Below are 22,447 nucleotides of genomic sequence, written 5' to 3'. Positions count from 1 at the left end.
CCTGGTAGAACCCCAATTATGGGGCCCGCCCCACGGTGCCAGATCTCCATACAGTGGGGCGCATGCTTTTCGATGCTGATCTGTCCAACGTCCGTGTCAATGACCCCTGGAAGCGCTACGACCTGTCCACCCTGAACCGGCTCCACGACGCCGAGGCCGCTGTCGTGGGTGACACCCTCGGCCACCTGACCACCATGGCGGGCCGGATCCACCGCGTTACCGGCGAAGGCAGCGCCATCGGCAACGCATTCCCGATCAACTGCACCCCGGGCGACAACCTCGGCGTATGGCGCGCGCTTGACGACGCGCAACCCGGCGACATCTTCGTCATCAACGCCCGCGGAGCTGACGGCTCGGCCATCGTCGGCGGCCAGATTGGCCGCATGATGGTGGAAGCGGGCGTCCTCGGCTGCGTCGTCGACGGTCCGGTCCGCGACGTGAATGACTTGGAAGAGTACGGCCTGCAGGTGTTCGCCACCGGCACGACACCGATGGGGCCGACGCGCTTCGGCCCGGCAGAGGTCGGCTACCCGGTGGCCTGCGCCGGCACGGTGGTCAAGGGCGGTGACCTCATCATTGCCGACAACGACGGTGTCACGGTCGTCCCCGCCGGTCGCATCCAGGAAGTCCTCGACAACATCGCCGATTCTGAAAAGAAGGAGAAGGACTTCTTCCGCAAGATTAGCGAGGAATGGGTGCCCGCCAAGAAGCGCGGCGACGTCGGCCAGGAGAACCCGGGCACTGTCACTCCTGAGACGGAAGACGAAGTCGATGAGGAGCGCTAAACCCTTAGGGGTGCAGGACTAGCGTTCACGCAAGCGGGTCAATACGTGAATCTGCAGCAGGACCGGGTAGAGGTGAAGGACAACTCCAGTCAGCAGAAGGACTATGCAGGCCACCCATCCTCCGGTCGCACCAGCCCAGATTGCGGTGGCGGCATGAAGCATAAATCCCCACCCGTGGCCAGCAGCCGCCGATCTCATGTGCTGTGGGTCAAAGCGGCCACCCTCCCCGGCTGTGCTGCCCTCCCGCATAGCGAAGATGAGCTTGTTCCACCCGACCCATGACAGGAAAGAATTGAACAGGGACACTCCCCATCGGCGAGAGGTTTCACGGGACAAGGACAAGCGATCCCACAGGGAGCACGGGACATAGTGCTCAAGAGAATTGCCGACGAATGGAGCACATCCGAATGCGATGAAGATCACTATGAGGACAAAGATCGCAGAGTGGGCGCTCGTCGCGTCCGCAACAATCTCAAGGCCCCCGACGGCAACCACCGTTATGACTACGGCGATCACGCCAACGCCGCCTGCGCACTGATGGACATAGGTTGTCAGTTTAAAGCTGGGGGCAGCGGGGGCGTCGATAAGCAAAATGCCCTGGCCTGAACAGTGCAGACAGGGAATTTCGTGTGGCGGAGGATGTGGGATTTGAACCCACGAGGGTCGTGAAACCCGCACGCGTTCCAGGCGTGTGACATAGGCCGCTAGTCGAATCCTCCAGCGACGTTGCTCTGCTCACCGCAAGGCGGTGAACAGCGTCGAGCAACCACTTTAACCGATTGGGGACGGTGTACAAAATCCCCGGGCGGAACCGGGTTGGGCGCAGGTAGGCGTGCTTTTTGAATCGCCTTGCCCGAGACGATAAGCTGGTGCGCAGGATCTCACGCGGTGCTTATCTTGTGAACTCCCCCAGGGCGGGAACGCAGCAAGGGTCAGCGAGCTCTGGCAGGTGCGTGAGGTCCCTTTATTTTGCGCGTACACGCTCGGGGGCGGTGTCCGTCCGCTGATCGCGGGTACGCTGGACGTGGCAAATTAAACTTACCCATTTCCCGTTTAGCCGAACGCAAAGGACGTGATCGCCAATGTCCCTTCTGGATCTTGATCAGGCAGCCCGCGACGAGCTCGCGCAGCAGGTGCGTGGCGAGTACGAGGCGCTCAAAGCGCGCAACCTGAACTTGGACTTGACCCGCGGTAAGCCGTCGTCGGAGCAGCTCGACTTTTCCAACGAACTGCTGGAGCTGCCGGGGCGCGAGAACTACACGGACTCCTCGGGCACGGACGTGCGCAACTACGGCAACCTGAAGGGGATTGCGGACATCCGCGAGATCTGGGGCGAGCTCATCGGGGTCAACCCGGAGAACCTGTACGCTGGTGATTCGTCGTCGCTGAACATCATGTTCGACCTGATTTCTTGGTCCTACACCTTCGGCAACAATGACTCGGAGCGTCCGTGGCGTGAAGAGGAGACAGTGAAGTGGATCTGCCCGGTGCCCGGCTATGACCGCCACTTCGCCATCACGGAAAAGTTCGGCTTCGAGATGGTCAACGTGCCGATGCTGGAGGATGGCCCGGACGCGGACGCCATCGCTGAGCTGGCTAAAGACCCTGCCGTGAAGGGTGTGTGGGTCGTGCCGATGTACTCCAACCCGACGGGTGCGACTGTCTCGGAGGAGGTCGCGCGCAAGCTTGCCACGATGGAGACGGCCGCGCCGGACTTCCGCGTCGTGTGGGACAACGCGTACGCCGTGCACACGTTCAAAGATGATTTCCCGCCGATCATCGACGTTTTGTCCATTGCCGCGGAAGCCGGCAACCCGAACCGCTTCTGGGTGATGAGCTCGACCTCCAAGATCACCCACGCCGGTGCCGGTGTCGCGTTCTTCGCGTCGTCGACGGAGAACCTGGACTGGTACGCCTCCATCGCAGGGATCCGCGGGATCGGCCCGAACAAGATCAACCAGTTGGCCCACGCGAAATTCTTCGGCGATGTTGACGGCGTTCGCGACGTGATGCGCAAGCACGCGCAGTCGCTGGCCCCGAAGTTCGAGGCCGTGCTGGAGATCCTCCAGAACCGCCTCGGAGAGTACAACGTGGCGCGCTGGACGGAGCCGGAGGGCGGTTACTTCATCTCCCTCGACGTCGTCGACGGCACCGCCACCCGCGTCTGGGAGCTGGCCAAGGAAGCCGGTATCAGCCTGACCAAGGCGGGTTCCGCTTTCCCGCACGGCAAGGACGACAATGACCGCCACATCCGCCTGGCGCCGTCGTTGCCTCCGCTGGATGAGGTCCGTACCGCCATGGACGGCGTGGCCACCTGCGTCCTGCTCGCCGCTTTGGAGAAGCTCGAGCGCTAGTGGCACCTGAAGAGACGATTGAGTGGCTGACGAATGTTGTCGGCCCGATTGAGGTGCGCGAACTCGCCGGATTCCCGATCGCGGTAGCACAGACAATGCCGCTGGCCGCCACGGTGGGTTTCAGCGCGGAGGACACGGGCCTGACCCTCGACGCCGACGGGGTCACGTCCGTGCGGTGCGAGCTGGTGTGCGGGGGAGGAAGCGCAGAGCAGCGCGCGATGGCGCTCGCGGGGACGTGGAACACGCTACGTGACGCCGCGATTCCCGCACAGCCTGGGGAACTGTTGCCGCAGCTTATCGACGACCCCGACCTCACCGTCCACCACGGCCTCCTGCGCGAACCCCAGCTGTTTGACCAGGGGACGCCGACTTTCACGGAACAGGGGCAGATGACTCTGCTGCTGGAACTGGTGCTGCTCACCGACGATGAGTACGAGATCGTCTCCGAGCAGGGCCCCGACGTGCTGGAGCGCCGCCTGCGCCGCCGCCGGACCGATCTTGCAGACTGGGGCCGGGACTAGCTCGCGACTAGCTCACGCCGCGTTCGGACAGGTACATCAAAATGGCGCGCACGCGCCGGTTCTCCGTGTCGGGGTGCAAGCCCAGCTTGGCGAAGATCGACGAGACATGCTTCGCCACCGCAGCACCGGAGAGGTAAAGCTTGCCGGCGATCTCCGCGTTGGACAGGCCTTCCGCCATGAGCTCGAGAACTTCACGCTCCCGTGGGGTGAGGGTAGTCAGCCACCGCGAGCTCGCGGCCATGAGCGCGCCGGCGACGTCCGGGTCGATCACGACTCCTCCTGCGGCGACAGTCTCACAGGCGGCAACGAAGTCCTTGACCTCGGCCACACGGTCTTTGAGCAGGTAACCGGTTCCACCGCCACCGCCGGCGAAGAGCTCGCGGGCGTACGTCGCGGCAACATACTGCGACAGCACCAGCACGTTGACGGCTCCGAAGGTTTCGCGGAGGGTGAGGGCGGCGCGCAGGCCGTCGTCACGCATGTCCGGCGGCATCCGCACGTCTGTGATCACGAGGTCAGGGCGCTGCTCATCCACGACCCCTGCCAGCGACGGCGCATCGCTGACCTGCCCGACCACCTCGTGCCCGCGCCGGGTGAGCAGCCCGGCGACACCTTCGCGCAGCAGCGCAGAGTCATCCGCGATCACGATCCGCATTGCGCCACCCCGCTTTCACCACGGAAGAGGAGCAGCGGGATCCGCGCGATGACGGTCGTGGGTCCGCCGCTCGGCGAGTTGAGCTCGACGGATCCGCCGAAAGCTGCGATCCGTTCCCGCATCCCGTCCAGCCCGCCGCCAGGGCGGAAATGGGCGCCACCGTCGCCGCTGTCGGTGACTGCGACGTTGAGGGTGCGGTCGCTGGTGATCAGCACGTCCACAGCTGCGCCGGGCGCGTACTTCGCCGCGTTGGTCAGTGCCTCGGCGGTGAAGAAGTAGGCGGCGGCGAGGACGGAGGCGTCGATACGCGGAAGGGCATGCGGGGCGCGCACAGTGACGTGCGGGCCGTATTGGGCAGCCGCCGTTTCGATCGCCGCGACCAGACCGCGGTCGGTCAGTTCGCGGGGGTGAATTCCGTGGACAGTGCGCCGCAGTGCTTGCAGGCCTTCGGTGAGGTCGCGTGCGGCGTCGTCAAGCAGCGGCGAGTCCAGCTCAAGCCGTGCCTCCCCGAGCTTCATGGCGGCAGCGACGAAGTACTGCTGCGCCCCGTCGTGCAGGTCGCGTTCGATGCGCAGCCGCTCGATTTCGTACGCCTCCGCGATTCTGCGCCGTGACACCGTGAGTTGGTGGATCGCCGCGGCGGAGGCCGTTTCGTGGTTCTGTTTGCGCCACATGTGTCACACAGTAGCGGGGTAGTGCTGGCACTACCCTTATTCGGGAGTCCGCACCATGGTCTGTGCGCAGAGCCGAAGGTGGAATGGAAAGCATGCTTGAACTACGCGACATCACGAAATCATTCACCCAACAACGGGTTCTAGAAGGCATCAGCCTCACCGTCGAGGCCGGCCAGTCGGTGGCTATCATGGGACCGTCCGGCTCGGGCAAGTCGACCCTGCTGCACTGCATGTCGGGGGTGCTTGTGCCGGATACCGGCGAGATCCTCTTCAACGGGCGCAATATCGCATCGCTTAACGACGCCGAGCGTTCCGAACTCCGCCTCGACCACTTCGGCTTCATCTTCCAGGACGGGCAACTCCTCCCCGAGCTGACCGCGAAGGAGAATGTGGCGCTGCCGCAGATTCTGCGCGGCACACCCCAGAAGGACGCGCACGCCGCGGCAGCCGACATTCTCGGCAGGCTGGGCATGGGTGACTTTGTGGACCGTTTTCCCGGCCAGCTCTCCGGCGGCCAGGCGCAGCGCGTCGCCATCGCCCGCGCTTTCGGCGGTCCGCCGCTGGTCGTCTTCGCCGATGAGCCGACCGCCGCGCTGGACCAAGCAACCGGGCACGAGGTCATGCAGCAGATCACCGCGATCACGCGCAAAGCCGGGGTGACGTTGGTACTGGTCACCCACGACCCGAACATCGCCGCATGGTGCGACCGGCGGATTGAAATCCGCGACGGCTTGATCCACTCGGAGGCGGCGGCATGAGCGCAACGACCTTGATGAAAGCTGCACGGTCCCAGTCGCGCGACGCCCGGGCGCAGCGCAACAGCGGCGAGCGCTGGGTAGGGGCTTTGTCCCTGGCGGCGTTCACCCTGTCCACGTGGATGCTGTTGACCCTTGCCGGCGGCACATGGATGTTCTTTGAGCGGCACCGCAACCCCCACGCGGAGATTGCTGCAGGTGCTGAAGAGTTTGGAACGCCGTTCTCTTCGAGCTACGTGTTTCTCGCCCTGTTCGCCGGCATTCTCTTGCTGCCTACGTTGCTAGGCCTGCTCACCCAGGCCGCGCGCACGAACCTGGGCGGGCGGGAAGAACAGTTGGCCGCGCTGCGTCTCATCGGCGCAACTGCGCGCCAGGTGCGCGGCATGATGACCCTCGACGCGCTGCGGCAGGCGGCCGTCGGATTGGTGCTCGGCACGGCACTCTACCTAGCCACGGTGCCTGCGTGGTCGCTGCTGACCCTGCAGAAAAAGCGCATCGGCACGTGGGAAATGTTCACGTGGTGGCTCGTGCCTGCAGTATGGCTACTGGTGCTGGTTCTCGCCGCTGGTTCCGTCTGGCTGGCGCTGCGCCGGGTGGCCATCACCCCGCTCGGCGTGGCCCGGAAAGTCCCGCCCAAGGGCCAAAGCGTCGTTGTTCTCGTCCTGTCGGTGATTGCGGCTATTGCGCTCTACCGTGTGCTCTCCAGGCTCTCTATTACACCAGGTTCGGATGCGCTCGAATTCGCCATGGTGCTTATGATTGTCGGCTTCATTCTGGTGATCAACGGGGTCATCGCGGTAGGGATGATTCAGCTCATCTCGCGTCTGAGCTACGGAATGCCCGGTGCCGCGAACTACGTGGCCACCAGAAGAGTTGGCCGCGGGGTGCGCACCACGTGGAAGCGGGTGACAGCGTTGTTCTTCGTGTCTCTCATCGCCGGTGTCGGCAGCTGGGCCGCATCGGTCCCGGTGTTAGAAGTCGATCCGGCCACTGCGATGATGACCACGGATATCAGTACAGGCCTGGCGATCACGGCGGTCTTCGGTGCCGTGTTGCTGGCCGCCTCGACCCTGCTCACCCAGTCGCTGTCCGTTGTTGAGCAGAAGCAACTGACCCAGGCGCTTTATTTCATCGGTGCACCGACGAGCTTCCACACCCGCACCGCAGTGCGCGAAGTCGGCGTGCCCATGCTTCTCGCGATGGTGATGGGGTTCTGCATGGGCGCACTCATGGGGTCGATCGTCGTCGTGGTCTACGCGGACGTCGCCAAGCGCCTGGCTCTGTTCGCCGTGTTGATTCTGCTGGCGTTCATCGGTTGCGTCGGGGCAGTGGCGGCAACCGGGCCGCTGCGCACCAAGGTTCTCGCGGAGACGGGCCGGCTGAACGACTAACGGCCGAGGTCGGCCCTAGTGTCCGGGGCGAATAGTAGGGTTAGTTCCGTGGCTCTCTACAGGAAGTACCGCCCGGGCTCGTTCGCCGAGATGATCGGGCAGGACCAGGTGACCCGCCCGCTGTCGACCGCGCTGGACAACGGGCGGATTAATCACGCCTACTTGTTCTCGGGGCCGAGGGGTACGGGCAAGACGTCGTCGGCACGCATTTTGGCCCGCTCGCTGAACTGCGTCGAAGGGCCGACGTCGACACCGTGCGGAGTGTGCGCCTCGTGCGTGTCGCTCGCGCCGGGTGGGCCGGGCAACCTCGATGTGACGGAGCTGGATGCCGCATCGCACCGCGGCGTGGAGGACATGCGTGCGCTGCGTGAGAGCGCCATGTTCGCGCCGGCGGAGTCGCGCTACCGCGTCTTCATCGTCGATGAGGCGCACATGATCACCCGCGAGGGCGCGAACGCCCTGCTCAAGGTGGTGGAGGAGCCGCCGGAGCATCTCGTATTCATCTTCGCCACGACGGAGCCGGAGAACATCATCGGCACGATCCGTTCGCGCACGCACCACTATCCATTCCGCCTGCTCACGCCGAACGCGATGCGCTCGTTGCTCGAGCGCACAGTCGGGGCCGAGGGCGTGACTGTCTCCGACGATGTGTATCCGCTGGTCATCCGTGCCGGCGGCGGTTCCCCGCGTGACACGCTGTCCATTCTGGATCAGCTGCTCGCGGGCGCAGGCCCCGAGGGGTTGACGTACGATCTCGCGTTGCCGTTGCTGGGGGTCACGGATCTTTCGCTTATCGACGCGACTGTCGACGCCCTCGCCGAGCGCACCCCCTCAGCACTTTTCCAAACGGTGGATGACGTCATTGAAGCCGGCCACGAACCTCGCCGCTTCGCCATCGACCTGCTCGATCGGTTGCGCGACCTGATGATCCTGCGGGAAGTGCCCGACGCCTTCGACCAGGGGCTTGTCGACGCACCGACGGACCGCGCCCAGATCCTCGCCGCCGAAGCGGACTCTTTCACCGGCACCCAGCTGGCGCACCTGGCCACAGAGGTCAACGAGCGACTCGGGATGCTGCGCGGCGCGACCTCCCCGCGCCTGCTGCTGGAAATCATGATGGCGCACCTGCTTGGCGTGTCCGCCGGCACCCAGGCCCCAGCTGCTATCGCTGGTCTGGAAGAGATTCGCGACGCCTCCGCTGAAGCTGTCGGCATGGGCGACCAGCCGCGCGGTGCCGCCGCCGCGCTTGCGGCCGCTGCCGCGGTGCAGGCCACAGCCGACGTAGTGTCGCAATCCACGCCGGCGCCGCGGGAAGCGCCCAAAGCGCAGCCTGCACAACCCCAGCAGAGCCAACAGTCGCGTCCGGCACAGCCAGCCCCGGAAACTGCCCAGCCGGCCCCGTCCGCTCAGCCATCGGCGCCGGAGCCGCAGGAACAGACTGCGCAGCCCGCTCAGCCGGAGCCGGAGCAGCCCGCTCATCCGGAACCGGGGCAACCGGAGCGCGAGCCTTCCCGGCCCGAGCCTCAGGAGCATGCTGAACCGCGAGAGCGTGCCGAACCGGAGCCGACGGAACCGGTTTCGGAGGCAACGTCGGACGGTAGTCACGCTGGCGCCAGCGATGACCTTATGGACCGCATTCACCGCGAATGGATCACGCTGCGCCAGTTCGTGGGCGAGCGCAACAAGGTCGCGGAGATCATGCTGACCGAGGCCAAGCCGTTGGGCATGGAAAACGGCACCCTCATTGTCGGCCACAACACCGGTGCTTTGGCCAACGCCATCAATTCCGAGCACAACAACGTCGACATCGTTGCTGCGTTCGCCGAGAAACTCGGCACTGAAGTTGCCGTGCGCTGTGTGGTGGGTACGGACCCAAAAGCCGCGGGCTTTGAGCCCCAACCCCCACCGAAACGCAACGAGTGGAACCCGACCCCGCCACCAAATCCAACGCCGAGCCAGCCGGCGGTGCCTCAGCCAGAGGCGAGCCAGGAGCAGGAGAAGAACCCCGACGAAGTCCGCGCAGAGAATCCGACAGATACGGCTGACGGTTCCGCCGCTCAGGACAACCCGTCGGTGACTCCGGAACTCGCTCCCGCGCCTGTGGAAGACGACGAGAGCCAGCCCGACACCGAGTCTGACGAGACGGATGCGGTGCCGGACGGCTCGGAGGAGACGTCGGCACTTGCAACGGAGTACGCGGCGACTCAAGAGGGCCCGGCCCAGAGTGCACTCACCCAAGAACTCACCGGGGCAGCAGCTGCAGCGGCTGCGGCAGCTGCCGCGGTAGGTGGTCGATCCCGTAACCGCGACTTCCAGGGCTTCAGCGATGGCACCCCGTTGCCTCCTGAGCCTGCCGACGATTTCCCCGACGCGCCCGATGAGGAACCCGCCGCCTACTCGCGCGAGGACGAAGAGCGCGACATGGTCGATCAGTCCCAGGAGGCTGGAGAGCTCGATCGCCGCAACCCGACGGAAATGGCGATGGAGTTGCTTGCCGACGAGCTCGGCGCCCGTCCCCTGTAAGCCCCTTGGCGCTTCTCGCTACACTGGTGGGAAACGAAATCAAAGGAAAGGCCAACAATCATGACTCAGCCCGATCAGCCCGGTATGCCCGATATGCAGGAACTCATCCGCCAGGCGGCTGAGGTTCAGGCGCAGATGCAGCGCGCGCAGGAGGAAATCCTCGCGACTAACGTGCAGGGCACCGCTGGTGGTGGCCTGGTGACCATCACGATGACCGGTGGTGCAGACATCACCGACCTGAAGATCGACCCGGAGGCTGTTGATCCCGAAGATGTGGAGACGCTCCAGGACCTGATCCTCGCCGCATACCGCGATGCGCACACCAAGGCTGGCCAACTCGCCCAAGAGAAGCTCGGCCCGCTGACCCAGCCGGGCGCGGGCGAGGGTAACGACTTCACCCAGATGTTCGGCGGCTAGTAGCCGACGGCCGACACAGGTCGGCACTATCAAACAGGGCCTTTTGGGGGCCCTGTTTGCGTTTCGGGGTGGTGTTGGCGACCTCCGGGGTCCTCGGTGGCAACCGGCCGGTGGGTGAGTGACTAGTATTGCAACGGTGTTTGAAGGCCCGCTGCAAGATCTGATCGATGAATTTTCCCGCCTGCCCGGTGTCGGACCGAAATCGGCGCAACGGATTGCGTTCCACCTGCTCAAGACCGATCCGGAGGACATTGACCGGCTCCGCGCAGCGTTGGGGGCAGTCCGTGACGGGGTGACCTTCTGCCGGATCTGCAGCAACGTCTCGCGCGAGGAAGTCTGCCGAGTCTGTGCGGACTCGGGGCGCGACGCGGGACTGATCTGCGTTGTCGAGGACGCAAAGGACATCCAAGTCATCGAGCGCACAGGGGAGTACACGGGCCGTTACCACGTGCTCGGCGGGGCACTGGACCCGCTGGCGAATGTCGGGCCGAAGGACCTGTCCATCTCGTCGCTATTGCAACGTATCGGCGGGGTTTTGCCGGACCGCGATCCGGATGACGCAGATAGCATCCCCGAGATTCACGAGGTCATCTTGGCCACCGACCCCGATACAGAGGGTGAGGCCACAGCGTCCTACTTGGCGAGGCTGCTCAAAGACTTCCCGGAACTGACTGTGTCGCGGTTGGCATCGGGCATGCCGCTCGGCGGGGATTTGGAGTTCGTGGACGAACTCACCCTCTCCCGTGCGTTGTCCGGCCGCCTCACTTTGTAGCGGCCAACGGCTCCTTGCCCCGGCAGCACGCTCGCCTGGAATACTGCTGGAGAATATAAGACAGATCGCACCCTTTTGACCTGCGTGTCTGTGTGAGCAGTATTCCGGAAAAGGGCCAGTAGTATTCCAGCGCGGAAAGGCGGAAGGGGGAGGTTAGCCTTTCAGGCGCTCGAGGCGCAGGCGGTCGACCTCGGGAAGCTCGAGGGGCTCGAGGTCGGACAAGGGCATGTCTAGCGCCTGGGCGAGGATAAGGTCCGCCAATTCGGGGTTGCGGGCCAGCGCCGGACCGTGCATGTAGGTGGCGATCACGCTGCCTTGGACAACCCCTTCGACGCGGGCACTGCCAGCACTGCCGCCGTTGCCGTTGCCGGTCCGGACGGTGCCCAACGGCTCGGCGTCGGGGCCCAAGACGGTGCCTCCGAGGTGGTTCTCAAACCCGGTCAGCGGCTGGGTCAGCTCGCGCGTGATGCCGGCTTTGGTCGGGGCCGACGAAACTTCGCCGATGGAGCGGGTGGGAAGGGGGGTGGTTGTGGCGTCGATAAGCGACAGGCCGTCGACGGCGGAGCCTTGCGCGTAGAAGGAGACGCCGAGTACTTGCAACCCTGCGCACACGGCGAAGATGGGGCGGCCTGCAGCTGCGGCGCGGGTGAGGCCGCCGTCGGTGCGCAGGTGCTCCGCGGCGAGAACCTGGGCTGCGTCCTCACCGCCGCCGATGGTGTAGCAGGACAGGTCGTCGGGAACCGGCTCGCCGAGCTTGATCGGCACAATGTCGGCGGTCATGCCGCGCATGCGGGCGCGGCCACGCAGGACGAGCGCGTTGCCGTCGTCGCCGTAGGTGCCTAGGACGTCAGGCAGGACAAGGCCAATGCGGATGTTATCCACGGGCGGACTCCTTCGTCAGCGCGTTCTTCAGGTTGAGCAGCGCGGTGTAGTTGGCCAGGACCTCCACGCGGCCTGGCGGGCAGGCCTGAATCGCCTTGACCGGGTCGTGGATGAGCTCGTGGTCGATGCCGGCGTAGAGCAGACGGACGGCCAGATCGGTGCCGCGCTCGCCGGCGGCTTTGACGGACATGCCTTCGAAGTCCTCGAACTTCACGTCCCACAGCCAGGACAAGTCCTCACCGTCGCCTTGTTGGCCGTTGACAGCGATGACCAGGCCGTCAGCATCGCGGTCGACCATGGACAGAGCCTCCTGCCAGCCCGCGGGGTTCTTGGCCAGCAGCAGGCGCGCGTGGTGGTCGCCGACGGTGATGGTGGTGTAGCGGCCGGCGACGTCGTCGATGCTCTCTGTGGCGGCGATAGCGGCGTCCACGTCGACCCCGAAGGCCTCGACAGCGGCGGCCACAGCCTGGGCGGCGTTGCCGCGGTTCGCGCGCCCTGGCAGGGTGAGCTCTAGCGGGTAGGTCCCGTCGGGTCCGGTCAGGCCTTCGTCGGTAACGGCCCAGTCGGGGGAGGGGCGGCGGAAGTCGCCTGTGGTGGCGTACCAGTCGTCCTCATCGCGCACGATGTGGCCGGCCCCGCGGGGGTTGGACACAGAATCACCGAGCCAGCCTGCGCCAGCGGAAACCCACACGACATTCGGTGCGTCAAGAGCCACCGAGGTCATCAGGACATCGTCGCAGTTCGCGATCACGGTCATCTCCGGATGCTTTTCGACGCACCCACGCAACGCCCGTTCAATCGCATTGATCTCCCCGACCCTGTCGAGCTGGTCCCGCGACAGGTTGAGCAGCACGAGGGCTTCCGGCTTGAGCCGGTCGGCGATCGCGGGCACATGCAACTCGTCGACTTCGAGGACGACGTGGGAGGCTTCACCGTCGGCAAGCAGGGCGGAGATGATGCCCGCGTCCATGTTGTCGCCGCCGTCATTGGTGGCCACGGTGTACTTCGTGCGCAGCGCCGCCGCGAGCATGCCAGTCGTAGTGGACTTGCCGTTGGTGCCGGTGACCAGGATGGTCGGCCGGCCCGCGAGCCCCTCGAGGATGTTCGGATCGATCACACCGGCGACAAGGCCGCCGATCATGCCGCCGGCCCCGCGGCCGGTCGCCCTCGAAGCGGTAGTGGCTAGTTTTGCGGCGGACACTGCGGCCCGCGAACGCAGGCGGGCAAAGGCGCTCCTGCCGCCGGTGGTGCTCCGGCTCGTGCTTGAACTCATGGGTAGAAACTTTAGCGCAGCGCCTCGGCGGCGGCCGCGAGGAATTCCGTGTCCGTCACGAGCGGGATGTTCTTCCGTTGCGCGTGCATCGCCTTACCGCGCAGCTGCTCCGGCGGGCCGGTGATGTTGCTGACCACGAGCGATGTCTCCCGGGACAGCTTCTCCGAGTAGTTCAGGTCCAGGTCCAGGATCTTCTGCACCACCTCGTCGTGGTCGGCCTGAATGTCGTCCGTGACCACGACCTCCATACCGGGGCGCAGGCCGGACTTGTCGGTGAACTGGCCGGGGTTGCCCTGCTTCGGCTGTTTCTTCTCTGCCTCGACGCGGATGCGCGAGCGTTGCAGGCCGAAGCGGTCCGGGGCGAGCTCATCAGGGGTCCGCGAGACGACCTCACCGTTCTCCAACTGCTTCAAGAACAGGCTGACCAGCACGAGTGTGCGTTCGCGGGAGGTTTCCTCCTCCGGCCGCGCGGCGCGCTGCGGGCTCGCGTCCGGCGCGGGTGCATCGATGCCGGAGGCGGAGGCGACGGATTCGAGTCGGACGTCGATAAGCGTCACGCCCTGCTTGCGTGCTGTCGCGAGCGTATCGACGATGCCTTCCGGCGCCGGCACATGCCCCACCCGCTGCCTGCGGCGGCCTTGCCTGCGGTTGCGGGAACGGTTCGCGCGGGCTGCGGCGTTCATCGCGCGGCGGGCTTCGGACACGATGAACCCCCACGTCATAGGGGCATCATGAACCACAAGTGTGCGCGCATCGAGGAATTTGTCCAGCGCCTTGAGGTGGCGGGAGAATTTCGCGGCGCGCTCGAACAAGTTCGGCTCCACCCCGTGCATGTGCATGGGGCCCGGGTCACCGCCGACGTTGAAGATGCGGTGGAACTCCTCACCGACCACCCCAGAGTCGTCGAACGCCACCGCATCGAGGGTGACCAAACGCCCGGTGCTCGGGTGGATATTCGTCGCTTGCACGTAGAGCGCGACATACGGGAACTGCTCGGCCGGCGGGATCACCTCGGCCTCAGGGGTGCCTTCTACCATGAAATCTCAAAAATGGGCTTGCCGCCGCGCTCCTCAGGCGTCAAGGGCCGATTGGGCGGCGGAGGCGCGGGGGCCGGTGGAGGAGGCGGTGCGGGCGCAGGGGCAGGGGCAGGAGCAGGCGGCGGCGCAGGAGCGGGCGGCGGCGCGACGTACTGGTTGTTGTAATCGTTGCCGGACGGCGATTGCGGAACCGGGGCAGGAGAGCCCGGCTGCGGAGCCGGGGGCACGTGAGCTCCCTCGTCCGTCGCGGGATCCTTGTCCGGGTCCTCGGAGGGCTCCTCGGGTTTGGAGGATTCAGGCGGTGCTGGTTTCTCGGAGGATGCCCGTGTGGGCAGGCTCGGCCCAGTGGATGCCGTTGTGTTGTCGGACCCCATGAAGGCGTTCATCTCTTGGCCCTGCTGGCCCATGCCGGCGTAGTAGCTAATGGTGCCCACTATGCCCAAGGCCAGCGCGAGCGCCACGACAGCGGTGGTGTTGGTGCCCATGCGCTCCGGGAGCAACCGCACCCGGCTACTCGACCGGGGTGCATCGCCTTCCTGGTCTGCGGCCAGAGCGGCTGCCTCCGCCTCGGCGTCGGCCGCGAAGTACGTGTTCGCGGCGCTGGCACCAGCAGCTGTTGCAGTGCCGGCAGCAACGGCGGCACCGGCACCGGCACCGTCGTCTCCGTCTTCATCTTCGGGCAGGTCATTTTCTGCGTTCACCGGGGCAACCGCAGTTACGGGCCCGCCGCCGAGAGCGTCCGCGTACACGGTCACCGTTGGGGTGCCGTCCGCGGTGGAGTACACGCCGTGGGCCAGAGCGATCAGGCCGCGGCTTTCCATCATGCGTAGAGACGGACTCAGCTCAGCGCTTGCAGCACTGTCGAATTCGCCGAGCACTTCACCGTCGATACGCGCGACAACATCGCCCGCGGCGTCGAAGGCGATCTCCACGGCCACGCGGGCGCCGTCACTGCTGACGCCGACACATTCCGCGGCGGCAGGCTCCAGCGTGATCACGCGCGGTGTGCCAGCGGGCAGCCATACGCTCTGAGTTTGCGGGGACAGGTCAGAGCGATCTTTGGCAAAACCGTCGCCGTCTGGCTTGGTCAAGCTCATCGCCTCCCCTGGTTACTCTGTGGAACGGTGCCTAGTCGTGCCCCTAGAGTAGTACGACCACAAGGGTCCAAGCCAACAGGCGGGAGCGGCGGACTACTGACCTCTACTGGCCCAGAGGTTGCTGCACCTTCAAACCACGGTTGACAGCAGAGACCATCGCCTTGATGGATGCGCGGGTGGTGGAGCCGGCGATACCCACGCCCCAGGCCTCTGATCCGTCGACGTCGCTGTAGATGAAGCAAGCTGCGTCGGCGTCGCCGCCGGCGGTGCGGGCCTGTTGGCGGTAGTCGCGCACCTCGTATTCAAGGCCCAGGGAGCGCAGTGCGCTGGCAAAGGCCGCGATCGGGCCGTTGCCGGAGCCGGTGATCTCTTTTGTCTCGCCGTTGTAGACAACGCCGGCGGTCACGGTGGCTTCATCGTCGTCGGACTCAGCGGCGTCCACATGCAAGCTGACCAGCTCGAGCGGCGTGTCCACATCGAGGTATTCGCCAGCGAAGACGTCCCACATGTTCTTGGAATTGACCTCACCGCCCTCGGAGTCGGTGATCGCCTGGACGACGGAGGAGAACTCCGCCTGCATCTCCTTGGGCATGTCGATGCCGTGGTCGGTCTTCATGATGTAGGCGACACCGCCCTTGCCGGACTGGGAGTTGACGCGGATGACGGCCTCGTAGTTGCGGCCCACGTCCTTCGGGTCGATCGGCAGGTAGGGCACCTCCCACACGGTTTCGCGCAGGTCCTCCCAGGCCACCTCGGTGGAGGAGGCGCCGGGGCGCACCTTCTGCGCCAGAGCATCCAGCCCCTTGTTGATGGCGTCTTGGTGGGAGCCGGAAAACGCGGTGAAGACCAAGTCGCCGCCGTAGGGGTGGCGCTCCGGGACACGCAGCTGGTTGCAGTACTCCACAGTTTCGCGGATGCCGGCGATGTCGGAACAGTCGATCTGCGGGTCTACGCCCTGGGTGAGCATGTTCAACCCCAGCGTGATCAGGTCGACGTTGCCGGTACGCTCGCCGTTGCCGAACAGGCAGCCTTCGATGCGGTCCGCACCGGCCATGTAGCCCAGCTCTGCCGCTGCGACACCTTCGCCGCGGTCATTGTGCGGGTGCAGCGACATGATGATGGAGTCGCGCTTGGCAAAATTGCGGTGCATCCACTCGATGGAGTCTGCGTAGACGTTCGGGGTGATCATCTCCACTGTCGCGGGCAGGTTGATGATCATCGGGTTGTCCGGGGTGGCCTCCATGATGTCCACCACGGCGTCGCAGACCTCCACAGCGAAGTCCAGCTCGGTACCGGTGAAGGACTCCGGGGAGTACTCCCAGCGCCACTGGGTGTCCGGGTAATCTTTGGCAATGGTCTTGATCAGCTCAGCTGCGTCGGTGGCCAGCTTCTTAATCGCCGGGCGGTCTTTGCGGAACACCACCTCGCGCTGCAGCTTGGAGGTGGAGTTGTAGAAGTGGACGATCACGCGTGGCGCGCCTGCGCAGGCCTCGAAGGTGCGGCGGATGAGGTGCTCGCGCGCCTGAACGAGAACCTGGATGGTCACATCCTCCGGGATCATGCCTTCTTCGATGATCTCGCGCACGAAGTTGAAGTCGGTCTGGGAGGCGGACGGGAAGCCGACCTCGATTTCTTTGTAGCCCATCTCCACCAGCAGCTTGAACATGCGACGCTTGCGCTCGGGGCTCATCGGATCGATCAGGGCTTGGTTGCCGTCGCGGAGGTCGACCGCGCACCACTGCGGTGCGACCGTGATCTTCTTGTCCGGCCAGGTGCGGTCCGGCAGGGTGATGTCTTCGACTTCCTGGGCGAAGCTCAGGTAACGGTCGGCTGGCATCTGGGAGCCGCGCTGCATGTTCCAGGCGGGCTGGCCTTCGTTGCGGGGGCCGTTCGGTTTGCGGATTTCAGAAGGTGCGCTGATCTGGGAGTCAGAGGGGGTCATGGCGAACGTCCTTGTGTGAGAGTTGAGTCGTCAGGGTACGGCCGGCATGGCGAACTCCGCGACGGGGCGCCGGCCGTGAATGAATGTGGCCTAGAACCCGCCGCGGCGTAGAAGTAGGGCAGTTCCCTGACGTGGGAGCGCCTGCACACGCGCGGTTGCCAATGACATGGCTCACACCCTACCACGCGTCTGCGGGCTCACACCGGTTTCCGGGAGAGCATGAACGTTGCCGCGAACATCATCAGAACCGCCAGCGCCATCAACGCCCACCCCAGCGGCGTGGATACGTCGAAGGTCTCTCCGAGCAGCGTTAGCCCCAACGCGTATGCAAGCAGCGGCTCGAAGATCTTCATTGCAGGCAGCGACTGCGCCAGGTTGCCGGCGCTGAACGCGTACTGCTGCACAATCGTGCCCAGCACTGCGGCCGCCAGCAGAGCGTAGAGCGGCCACGCCGTCAGCAGGCCTTCCACGCCGCCGGCAACGAAGGTGTCCACTGCCTTCTTTGAAAACACCGCGAGATAGCCGAAGATGGCGCCGCACACCGCCCCCAACGCAAATGTGCTTATCGACGCGTCGTGGCCCACGGCCACGGCAAACACCACCGCCATGATCACTGCGCCGATCCCCACCGCGACGAGCCATTCCGCTGGTGGAGCCTCGCGGGTGCCGGGCACAGGACGGCCGAGAATGACCAGCACACCGACGGCCGCCGTCAGCGTCGTTGCCCAGAACGTCTCGTCGATTTCCATTGGGCGGCGTTCTACGTGGGCGGCCAGCAGCAACGTCATTAATAAGGAGAGAACTAGCACCGGCTGCACAACCAGGAGGGAACCGTAGGCAAGCGCCACCGCTTGGAAGCCGTAGGCCAGCCACGCCAACATGAGCGACAACCACCACGTAGGACGCTTCACTGTGCCGAGCGTGGATACCTTGGAAGCGCCCGCGCCCCCGTTCGCATTTTCCGTTTGGCGGCGGTGGCGGAGAACAATCTGGTGCCGCCAGACAGTTCCTACCGCGATGGTCAGCGCCGACAGCAGCGCGAAAGTCACGGCGAGGAAGTTGTTGTGCACCCGGATCATGGTAATAGGTAGGGGGCCTAAACCCCTGTAACAACCGCTGTAACCATGCGTCTCATCAGGTTTCAATCTGCAACGCGGGGAGTTCACTAAGCTATGGATCACCATTCAATTGCTGTGAAAAAGAGGTTGATCCGTGCATTCCATTCGGCCCCACCACTGTGTTCTGTCGATGTCGCGCAAGCACAGACCGCAGCTGGAAATCAGCAGCGGAGACGAAGTCGCGGTGCAGACGATGGACTGTTTCTCTAACACCGTCACCGACGAGTCCCAACTGTTTGACTCCATTGGTGAGGAATTGGTGAACCCGGCAACGGGACCCATTGCGGTCAGGGGCGCCCGCCCCGGTGACACGTTGAAGGTGGAGATCCTGAGCATCGAGGTGGGAGGCCAGGCCACCATCATGACCCATCCAGAGGTCGGGGCGTTGCCCGGCACTGTCGAGGAACGCACGCGCCTTTTGCCTGTGCGCAACGGTCAGGTCTACTTCTCCGAGCGGGTCGCAATCCCCGTTCGGCCGATGATCGGTGTCATCGGGACCGCGCCGGCGAAGCGTGCCGTGCCCACGAGTGAATCGCGTGAGCACGGCGGAAACATGGACACCAAAGAGATCGTGGCTGGTTCGACCCTCTACCTGCCCGTCGAGGTCGAGGGTGGGAACCTCAGTCTTGGCGACGTGCACGCAGTCATGGGTGACGGTGAAGTCGCTGTGTGCGGTGCAGAAATCGACGCGGAAGTGAAGATCCGCGTCACGGTCATCCCCGGCCGGCCGCTGCCGCTGCCGTTCCTTGCTTCGGGCGATTCTGTGTACGCCATTTCTTCGGAGATTGATCTCTACGACGCTGTCAGTGAGTCGACCCGGATGATGCGGGACTGGTTCGCTGCCGCCAGCGGTCTGGATAGAACGGACTCGCTCATGTTGTTCTCGCTCGTCGGGGACACCCAAATCAGTCAGATCGTCGGGGAGTGGAATACGGCGCGATTCCGTTTACCGGTTTATATTCTCCACCAATACGGCGTGCGGCTTCCTTAAGCACTGATTAAGCGCTAGTAAGAACAACTATGCGATCACAAAGCGCGAACGCGCCACGACGTACGTAAAGTGGGCACCGCATGTGCAGGCCGTGGCCGGTCTGCACAGAAAACAAGTAAGGAGAACGCACCGTGGCACTCATCGTCCAGAAGTATGGCGGCTCGTCGCTGGAGACCGCGGAGAGAATCCGTGCGGTGGCGAAGCGTGTCGTCGAAACGCGTAAAGCGGGCAACGATGTCGTTGTGGTCTGCTCCGCAATGGGGGACACCACCGATGAGCTGCTTGACCTTGCGGCGCAAGTGAACCCGACTCCGCCGCCGCGCGAGATGGACATGTTGCTGTCGGCGGGGGAGAGGATCTCGAATTCGCTCGTCGCTATGGCAGTCGCCTCACACGGCGTGGACGTGCGGTCCTTTACCGGTTCCCAGGCGGGTGTGATCACTACCGAGCGTCACGGCAACGCCCGCATCCTCGAGGTCACCCCCGGCCGCGTCAAGGAGGCTATCGACGCTGGCAAGGTCGCCATCGTCGCCGGCTTCCAAGGCGTCAACCGCGACTCCAAGGACGTGACCACGCTCGGGCGCGGCGGGTCCGACACGACTGCGGTCGCGCTGGCTGCAGCCCTCGGTGCCGACGTGTGCGAAATCTACTCGGATGTCGACGGTGTCTACAGCGCTGATCCGCGCATCGTCCCCGACGCGAAGAAACTGGACGAGCTCTGCTTCGAGGAAATGCTCGAACTGGCAGCCTCTGGTTCGAAGATTCTCGTTCTGCGCAGCGTGGAGTATGCCCGCGCATTCAACGTTCCTATGCGAGTACGCTCGTCTTACAGCAACGATCCCGGTACCCTCGTGACCGGAGCGATGGAGGATATCCCCATGGAAGAAGCAGTCCTGGCAGGCGTCGCCACCGACGACTCTGAAGCAAAGATCACCGTCTCGGGCATCCCGGATGTCCCCGGTGAGGCAGCCAAGTTGTTCCGCGTGCTCGCGGATGCCGAGATCAACATCGACATGGTGCTGCAGAACACCTCGTCGCTGCGCGACAACATCACTGACATCACCTTCACCCTGCCGAAGGCCGACGGCCCCCGCGGCCTCGAGGCGCTGCGCGAACTGGCGAAGAAGGAGGGGTGGGGTGACATCGCCTACAACGACAAGATCGCCAAGGTGACCCTTGTCGGCGCAGGCATGAAGTCCCACCCGGGTGTGACCGCAGACTTCACGCAGGCTCTGCGCGACAACGGCATCAACATCGGCATGATGAACACGTCCGAGATCCGCATCACCGCTGTCATCGAGCAGGAGAAGATGGAAGACGCTGCCCGCGCCATCCACGAGAAGTTCAACCTCGGCGGCGGCGAAGCGGCCGTCGTCTACGCAGGTACCGGGCGCTAACACGCGCAACGCTCGCCAACTGCCCAATAATCAAAGGAGAACAGAAATGACCACCGTCGCCGTCGTCGGCGCAACCGGCCAAGTCGGCCGTGTCATGCGCGACATTCTGGAGCAGCGCAACTTCCCCGCAGACACTGTGCGCTTTTTCGCATCCCCGCGCTCTGCGGGCAAGAAGATCGAGTTCCGCGGCGAGGAGATTGAGGTCGAGGATCTCACCCAGGTCACCGCTGACTCTGTCGCGGATGTCGACATTGCGTTGTTCTCCGCGGGCGGTTCCACGTCGCGTGAGTGGGCGCGCGTGTTCGCTGAAGCTGGCGCCAAGGTTGTGGACAATTCCTCGGCGTGGCGCAAGGACGATGAGGTCCCGCTGGTCGTGTCCGAGGTCAACCCGGACGACCTCAAGGACCTGCCGAAAGGCATCATCGCCAACCCGAACTGCACGACCATGGCAATCATGCCTGTCATCAAAGCGCTGCACAACGCTGCCGGGTTGAACACCATGCGCGTTGCGTCGTACCAGGCGGTGTCTGGGTCGGGGCTTGCGGGCGTCGACACGCTTGCGGCGCAGGTCGCGGGCATCGGCGAGCGCAACACCGAGCTCACACACGACGGCTCCGCGCTGCAGGCCGATGACCTGGGGCCCTACGTCGCACCGATCGCGTTCAACGCGCTGCCGCTGGCGGGCAACTTAGTCGATGACGGCACTCTGGAGACTGACGAGGAACAAAAACTGCGCAACGAATCGCGCAAAATCCTCGGCCTGCCGGAGCTGAAGGTGTCTGGCACCTGCGTGCGCGTTCCGGTGTTCACCGGCCACACCATGGTCGTGCACGCCGAATTTGACGAGGCCATCACGCCTGAGGATGCACGGCGCGTGCTTGACGACGCTCCAGGCGTCACCGTCGTCGACGTGCCCACCCCGCTGATGGCCGCCGGGCAGGACGACTCCTTTGTCGGCCGCATCCGCCAAGACCAAACTGTCGACGGCAACCGCGGCCTGATCTTCGTCGTCTCCGGCGACAACCTGCGCAAGGGCGCAGCGCTGAACACGATTCAGATCGCCGAACTGCTGGTCTAACTTCCTTGGCCGTCGGCCTCGATGCCGGTGACGAGGTCGCGCCGCGCACGCGCCACACGCGACCGGATCGTGCCGATGCGTACCCCGGTGATCTTCGCGGCCTCTTCGTAGGTGTACCCCAGCACTTGTGTGAGGATGAGGGCTTCGCGGCGCTCGGGAGAAAGCGCGTCGAGAAGCGAGCGGGCATCCATGACCTCTGACCAGGTGTTGGGGTTGTCGCGGCTCGGCTGCTGGGCAGCAACATCTTCGTACTCTGCCGCGGCTTTGCGGGGGCGGGCCATGTCGTGGCGCACCGAGTCGACCCACGCGCGGCGGGCAAGCGAGAGCAACCAGGTGCGCGCGCTGGATCGCGCCGCGAACCGGGGGAGCGAGCCCAACACTCGCAGATAGGTTTCCTGGGTCAGATCGTCGGCTTGTTCACGACCGGCGAGGTGGGCCAGTAGACGCCAGACATCGTCATGCGTGAGGCGGATGAATTCGGACAACGCTTGCTTGTCGCCGCGGCCGGCTTGCAGCGCCAGATTCGTGACGTACGCGTCGTCCTTTTTATTCACGCTTGCCGACGTTACCAGCCGAGTCGGTATTGATTATTGGGCCTGTTCTGATATCGTTTACGTACCAGCCCAGCCGTTGACCCTCCGCCAATAAGGAGCGCGCCGATGACTGGGCTCATCCAGGTAGGCCGACACCTGAAGTGTCCTGGGTTTGGTTCCGATCGTTTCTAGAGGAGGATTGGATCATGCCTAGGAAGTTCAGTGACGAGTTCAAGGACAAGGCGGTGCGGT

General features: G+C 64.7%; 21 protein-coding genes, 1 tRNA gene and 1 other RNA gene. 13 read left to right on the top strand and 10 right to left on the bottom strand.

Features of this window, described 5'->3' with window-relative positions; genetic code table 11:
* The first annotated feature begins 62 nt into the window (after window positions 1-62).
* Window positions 63-785 (top strand): RraA family protein, encoded by a 723-nt coding sequence (locus tag KBX19_RS01620; RefSeq protein WP_255997175.1) that lies wholly within the window; start codon window positions 63-65, stop codon window positions 783-785.
* Window positions 786-1,154: 369 nt separating this feature from the next.
* Window positions 1,155-1,391, top strand: coding sequence for a hypothetical protein (locus KBX19_RS01615; protein ID WP_255997174.1), 237 nt, complete (start codon window positions 1,155-1,157; stop codon window positions 1,389-1,391).
* Window positions 1,392-1,415: 24 nt separating this feature from the next.
* Here KBX19_RS01615 and KBX19_RS01610 read toward each other — a convergent pair.
* A tRNA-Ser gene (locus KBX19_RS01610) sits at window positions 1,416-1,504 on the bottom strand.
* A 153-nt stretch (window positions 1,505-1,657) separates the two neighbouring features.
* Here KBX19_RS01610 and ffs point away from each other — a divergent pair.
* The 3 genes from ffs to KBX19_RS01595 all read left to right on the top strand — a co-directional run bounded on the left by ffs (window position 1,658) and on the right by KBX19_RS01595 (window position 3,660).
* Window positions 1,658-1,754: signal recognition particle sRNA small type (ffs, locus tag KBX19_RS01605), an RNA gene on the top strand.
* Between the two features lie 113 nt (window positions 1,755-1,867).
* The gene (locus KBX19_RS01600) at window positions 1,868-3,139 is read left to right on the top strand and encodes an aminotransferase class I/II-fold pyridoxal phosphate-dependent enzyme (protein WP_255997173.1); all 1,272 of its coding nucleotides are present in this window, start codon (window positions 1,868-1,870) and stop codon (window positions 3,137-3,139) included.
* The gene (locus KBX19_RS01595) at window positions 3,139-3,660 is read left to right on the top strand and encodes a suppressor of fused domain protein (protein WP_255997172.1); all 522 of its coding nucleotides are present in this window, start codon (window positions 3,139-3,141) and stop codon (window positions 3,658-3,660) included. Before KBX19_RS01600 ends, KBX19_RS01595 begins: the two co-directional genes overlap by 1 nt.
* Window positions 3,661-3,667: 7 nt before the next feature.
* Here KBX19_RS01595 and KBX19_RS01590 read toward each other — a convergent pair whose 3' ends face one another.
* Together KBX19_RS01590 and KBX19_RS01585 are read right to left on the bottom strand one after the other, a co-directional pair.
* On the bottom strand, window positions 3,668-4,315 hold the full coding sequence (locus tag KBX19_RS01590; RefSeq protein WP_255997171.1) for a response regulator transcription factor: 648 nt from the start codon (window positions 4,313-4,315) through the stop codon (window positions 3,668-3,670).
* Window positions 4,303-4,989, bottom strand: a complete 687-nt coding sequence (locus tag KBX19_RS01585; protein WP_255997170.1) for a sensor histidine kinase — start codon at window positions 4,987-4,989, stop codon at window positions 4,303-4,305. The genes KBX19_RS01590 and KBX19_RS01585 overlap by 13 nt, the downstream gene beginning before the upstream one ends.
* Before the next feature lie 83 nt (window positions 4,990-5,072).
* Here KBX19_RS01585 and KBX19_RS01580 point away from each other — a divergent pair, with 83 nt between their 5' ends.
* The 5 genes from KBX19_RS01580 (at window position 5,073) to recR (ending at window position 10,847) form a co-directional block, all read left to right on the top strand.
* Window positions 5,073-5,747 (top strand): ABC transporter ATP-binding protein, encoded by a 675-nt coding sequence (locus KBX19_RS01580; protein ID WP_005287301.1) that lies wholly within the window; start codon window positions 5,073-5,075, stop codon window positions 5,745-5,747.
* Window positions 5,744-7,135: an FtsX-like permease family protein gene (locus KBX19_RS01575; protein WP_255997169.1), complete on the top strand. Its 1,392-nt coding sequence runs from the start codon at window positions 5,744-5,746 to the stop codon at window positions 7,133-7,135. Before KBX19_RS01580 ends, KBX19_RS01575 begins: the two co-directional genes overlap by 4 nt.
* A gap of 48 nt (window positions 7,136-7,183) precedes the next feature.
* A complete protein-coding gene (locus KBX19_RS01570; protein ID WP_255997168.1) occupies window positions 7,184-9,658 on the top strand; it encodes a DNA polymerase III subunit gamma and tau in 2,475 nt (824 codons plus the stop codon).
* A gap of 60 nt (window positions 9,659-9,718) precedes the next feature.
* Window positions 9,719-10,075 (top strand): YbaB/EbfC family nucleoid-associated protein, encoded by a 357-nt coding sequence (locus KBX19_RS01565; RefSeq protein WP_005287292.1) that lies wholly within the window; start codon window positions 9,719-9,721, stop codon window positions 10,073-10,075.
* A 136-nt stretch (window positions 10,076-10,211) separates the two neighbouring features.
* Window positions 10,212-10,847 carry a recombination mediator RecR gene (gene recR, locus KBX19_RS01560; protein ID WP_005287289.1) on the top strand — a complete coding sequence of 212 codons (636 nt, stop codon included), beginning with the start codon at window positions 10,212-10,214 and terminating at the stop codon, window positions 10,845-10,847.
* Window positions 10,848-11,000: 153 nt separating this feature from the next.
* Here the strand turns inward: recR and KBX19_RS01555 are convergent, their stop codons facing one another.
* The 6 genes from KBX19_RS01555 to KBX19_RS01530 all read right to left on the bottom strand — a co-directional run bounded on the left by KBX19_RS01555 (window position 11,001) and on the right by KBX19_RS01530 (window position 18,157).
* Window positions 11,001-11,729, bottom strand: a complete 729-nt coding sequence (locus KBX19_RS01555) for a glutamine amidotransferase (RefSeq protein WP_255997167.1) — start codon at window positions 11,727-11,729, stop codon at window positions 11,001-11,003.
* Window positions 11,722-13,002, bottom strand: a complete 1,281-nt coding sequence (locus KBX19_RS01550; protein ID WP_255997166.1) for a Mur ligase family protein — start codon at window positions 13,000-13,002, stop codon at window positions 11,722-11,724. The genes KBX19_RS01555 and KBX19_RS01550 overlap by 8 nt, the downstream gene beginning before the upstream one ends.
* An 11-nt stretch (window positions 13,003-13,013) precedes the next feature.
* Window positions 13,014-14,039 (bottom strand): DNA polymerase III subunit epsilon, encoded by a 1,026-nt coding sequence (locus tag KBX19_RS01545; RefSeq protein WP_255995904.1) that lies wholly within the window; start codon window positions 14,037-14,039, stop codon window positions 13,014-13,016.
* Window positions 14,033-15,136, bottom strand: a complete 1,104-nt coding sequence (locus KBX19_RS01540; RefSeq protein ID WP_255997165.1) for a hypothetical protein — start codon at window positions 15,134-15,136, stop codon at window positions 14,033-14,035. Before KBX19_RS01540 ends, KBX19_RS01545 begins: the two co-directional genes overlap by 7 nt.
* A 103-nt stretch (window positions 15,137-15,239) precedes the next feature.
* Window positions 15,240-17,078: a 2-isopropylmalate synthase gene (leuA, locus tag KBX19_RS01535; protein WP_255997164.1), complete on the bottom strand. Its 1,839-nt coding sequence runs from the start codon at window positions 17,076-17,078 to the stop codon at window positions 15,240-15,242.
* A 197-nt stretch (window positions 17,079-17,275) separates the two neighbouring features.
* Complete coding sequence (locus tag KBX19_RS01530) at window positions 17,276-18,157, bottom strand: DMT family transporter (RefSeq protein WP_255997163.1); 882 nt, start codon at window positions 18,155-18,157, stop codon at window positions 17,276-17,278.
* Between the two features lie 133 nt (window positions 18,158-18,290).
* Here KBX19_RS01530 and KBX19_RS01525 point away from each other — a divergent pair, with 133 nt between their 5' ends.
* The 3 genes from KBX19_RS01525 (at window position 18,291) to KBX19_RS01515 (ending at window position 21,662) form a co-directional block, all read left to right on the top strand.
* The gene (locus tag KBX19_RS01525) at window positions 18,291-19,187 is read left to right on the top strand and encodes an acetamidase/formamidase family protein (protein WP_255997162.1); all 897 of its coding nucleotides are present in this window, start codon (window positions 18,291-18,293) and stop codon (window positions 19,185-19,187) included.
* A 131-nt stretch (window positions 19,188-19,318) separates the two neighbouring features.
* Window positions 19,319-20,584 carry an aspartate kinase gene (locus tag KBX19_RS01520; protein ID WP_255997161.1) on the top strand — a complete coding sequence of 422 codons (1,266 nt, stop codon included), beginning with the start codon at window positions 19,319-19,321 and terminating at the stop codon, window positions 20,582-20,584.
* 46 nt (window positions 20,585-20,630) lie between these two features.
* On the top strand, window positions 20,631-21,662 hold the full coding sequence (locus KBX19_RS01515; RefSeq protein ID WP_255997160.1) for an aspartate-semialdehyde dehydrogenase: 1,032 nt from the start codon (window positions 20,631-20,633) through the stop codon (window positions 21,660-21,662).
* Here KBX19_RS01515 and KBX19_RS01510 read toward each other — a convergent pair.
* The gene (locus KBX19_RS01510) at window positions 21,659-22,216 is read right to left on the bottom strand and encodes an RNA polymerase sigma factor (RefSeq protein ID WP_255997159.1); all 558 of its coding nucleotides are present in this window, start codon (window positions 22,214-22,216) and stop codon (window positions 21,659-21,661) included. The two genes, KBX19_RS01515 and KBX19_RS01510, sit on opposite strands and share 4 nt — an antisense overlap.
* Between the last annotated feature and the right edge of the window lie 231 nt (window positions 22,217-22,447).

The sequence above is a fragment of the Corynebacterium sp. CCUG 71335 genome (genome assembly GCF_024454075.1).
GTDB lineage: Bacteria > Actinomycetota > Actinomycetes > Mycobacteriales > Mycobacteriaceae > Corynebacterium > Corynebacterium genitalium.
The sequence above is the reverse complement of the archived record's forward strand: the minus strand, read 5'-3'. Positions and strand labels throughout refer to the sequence as shown.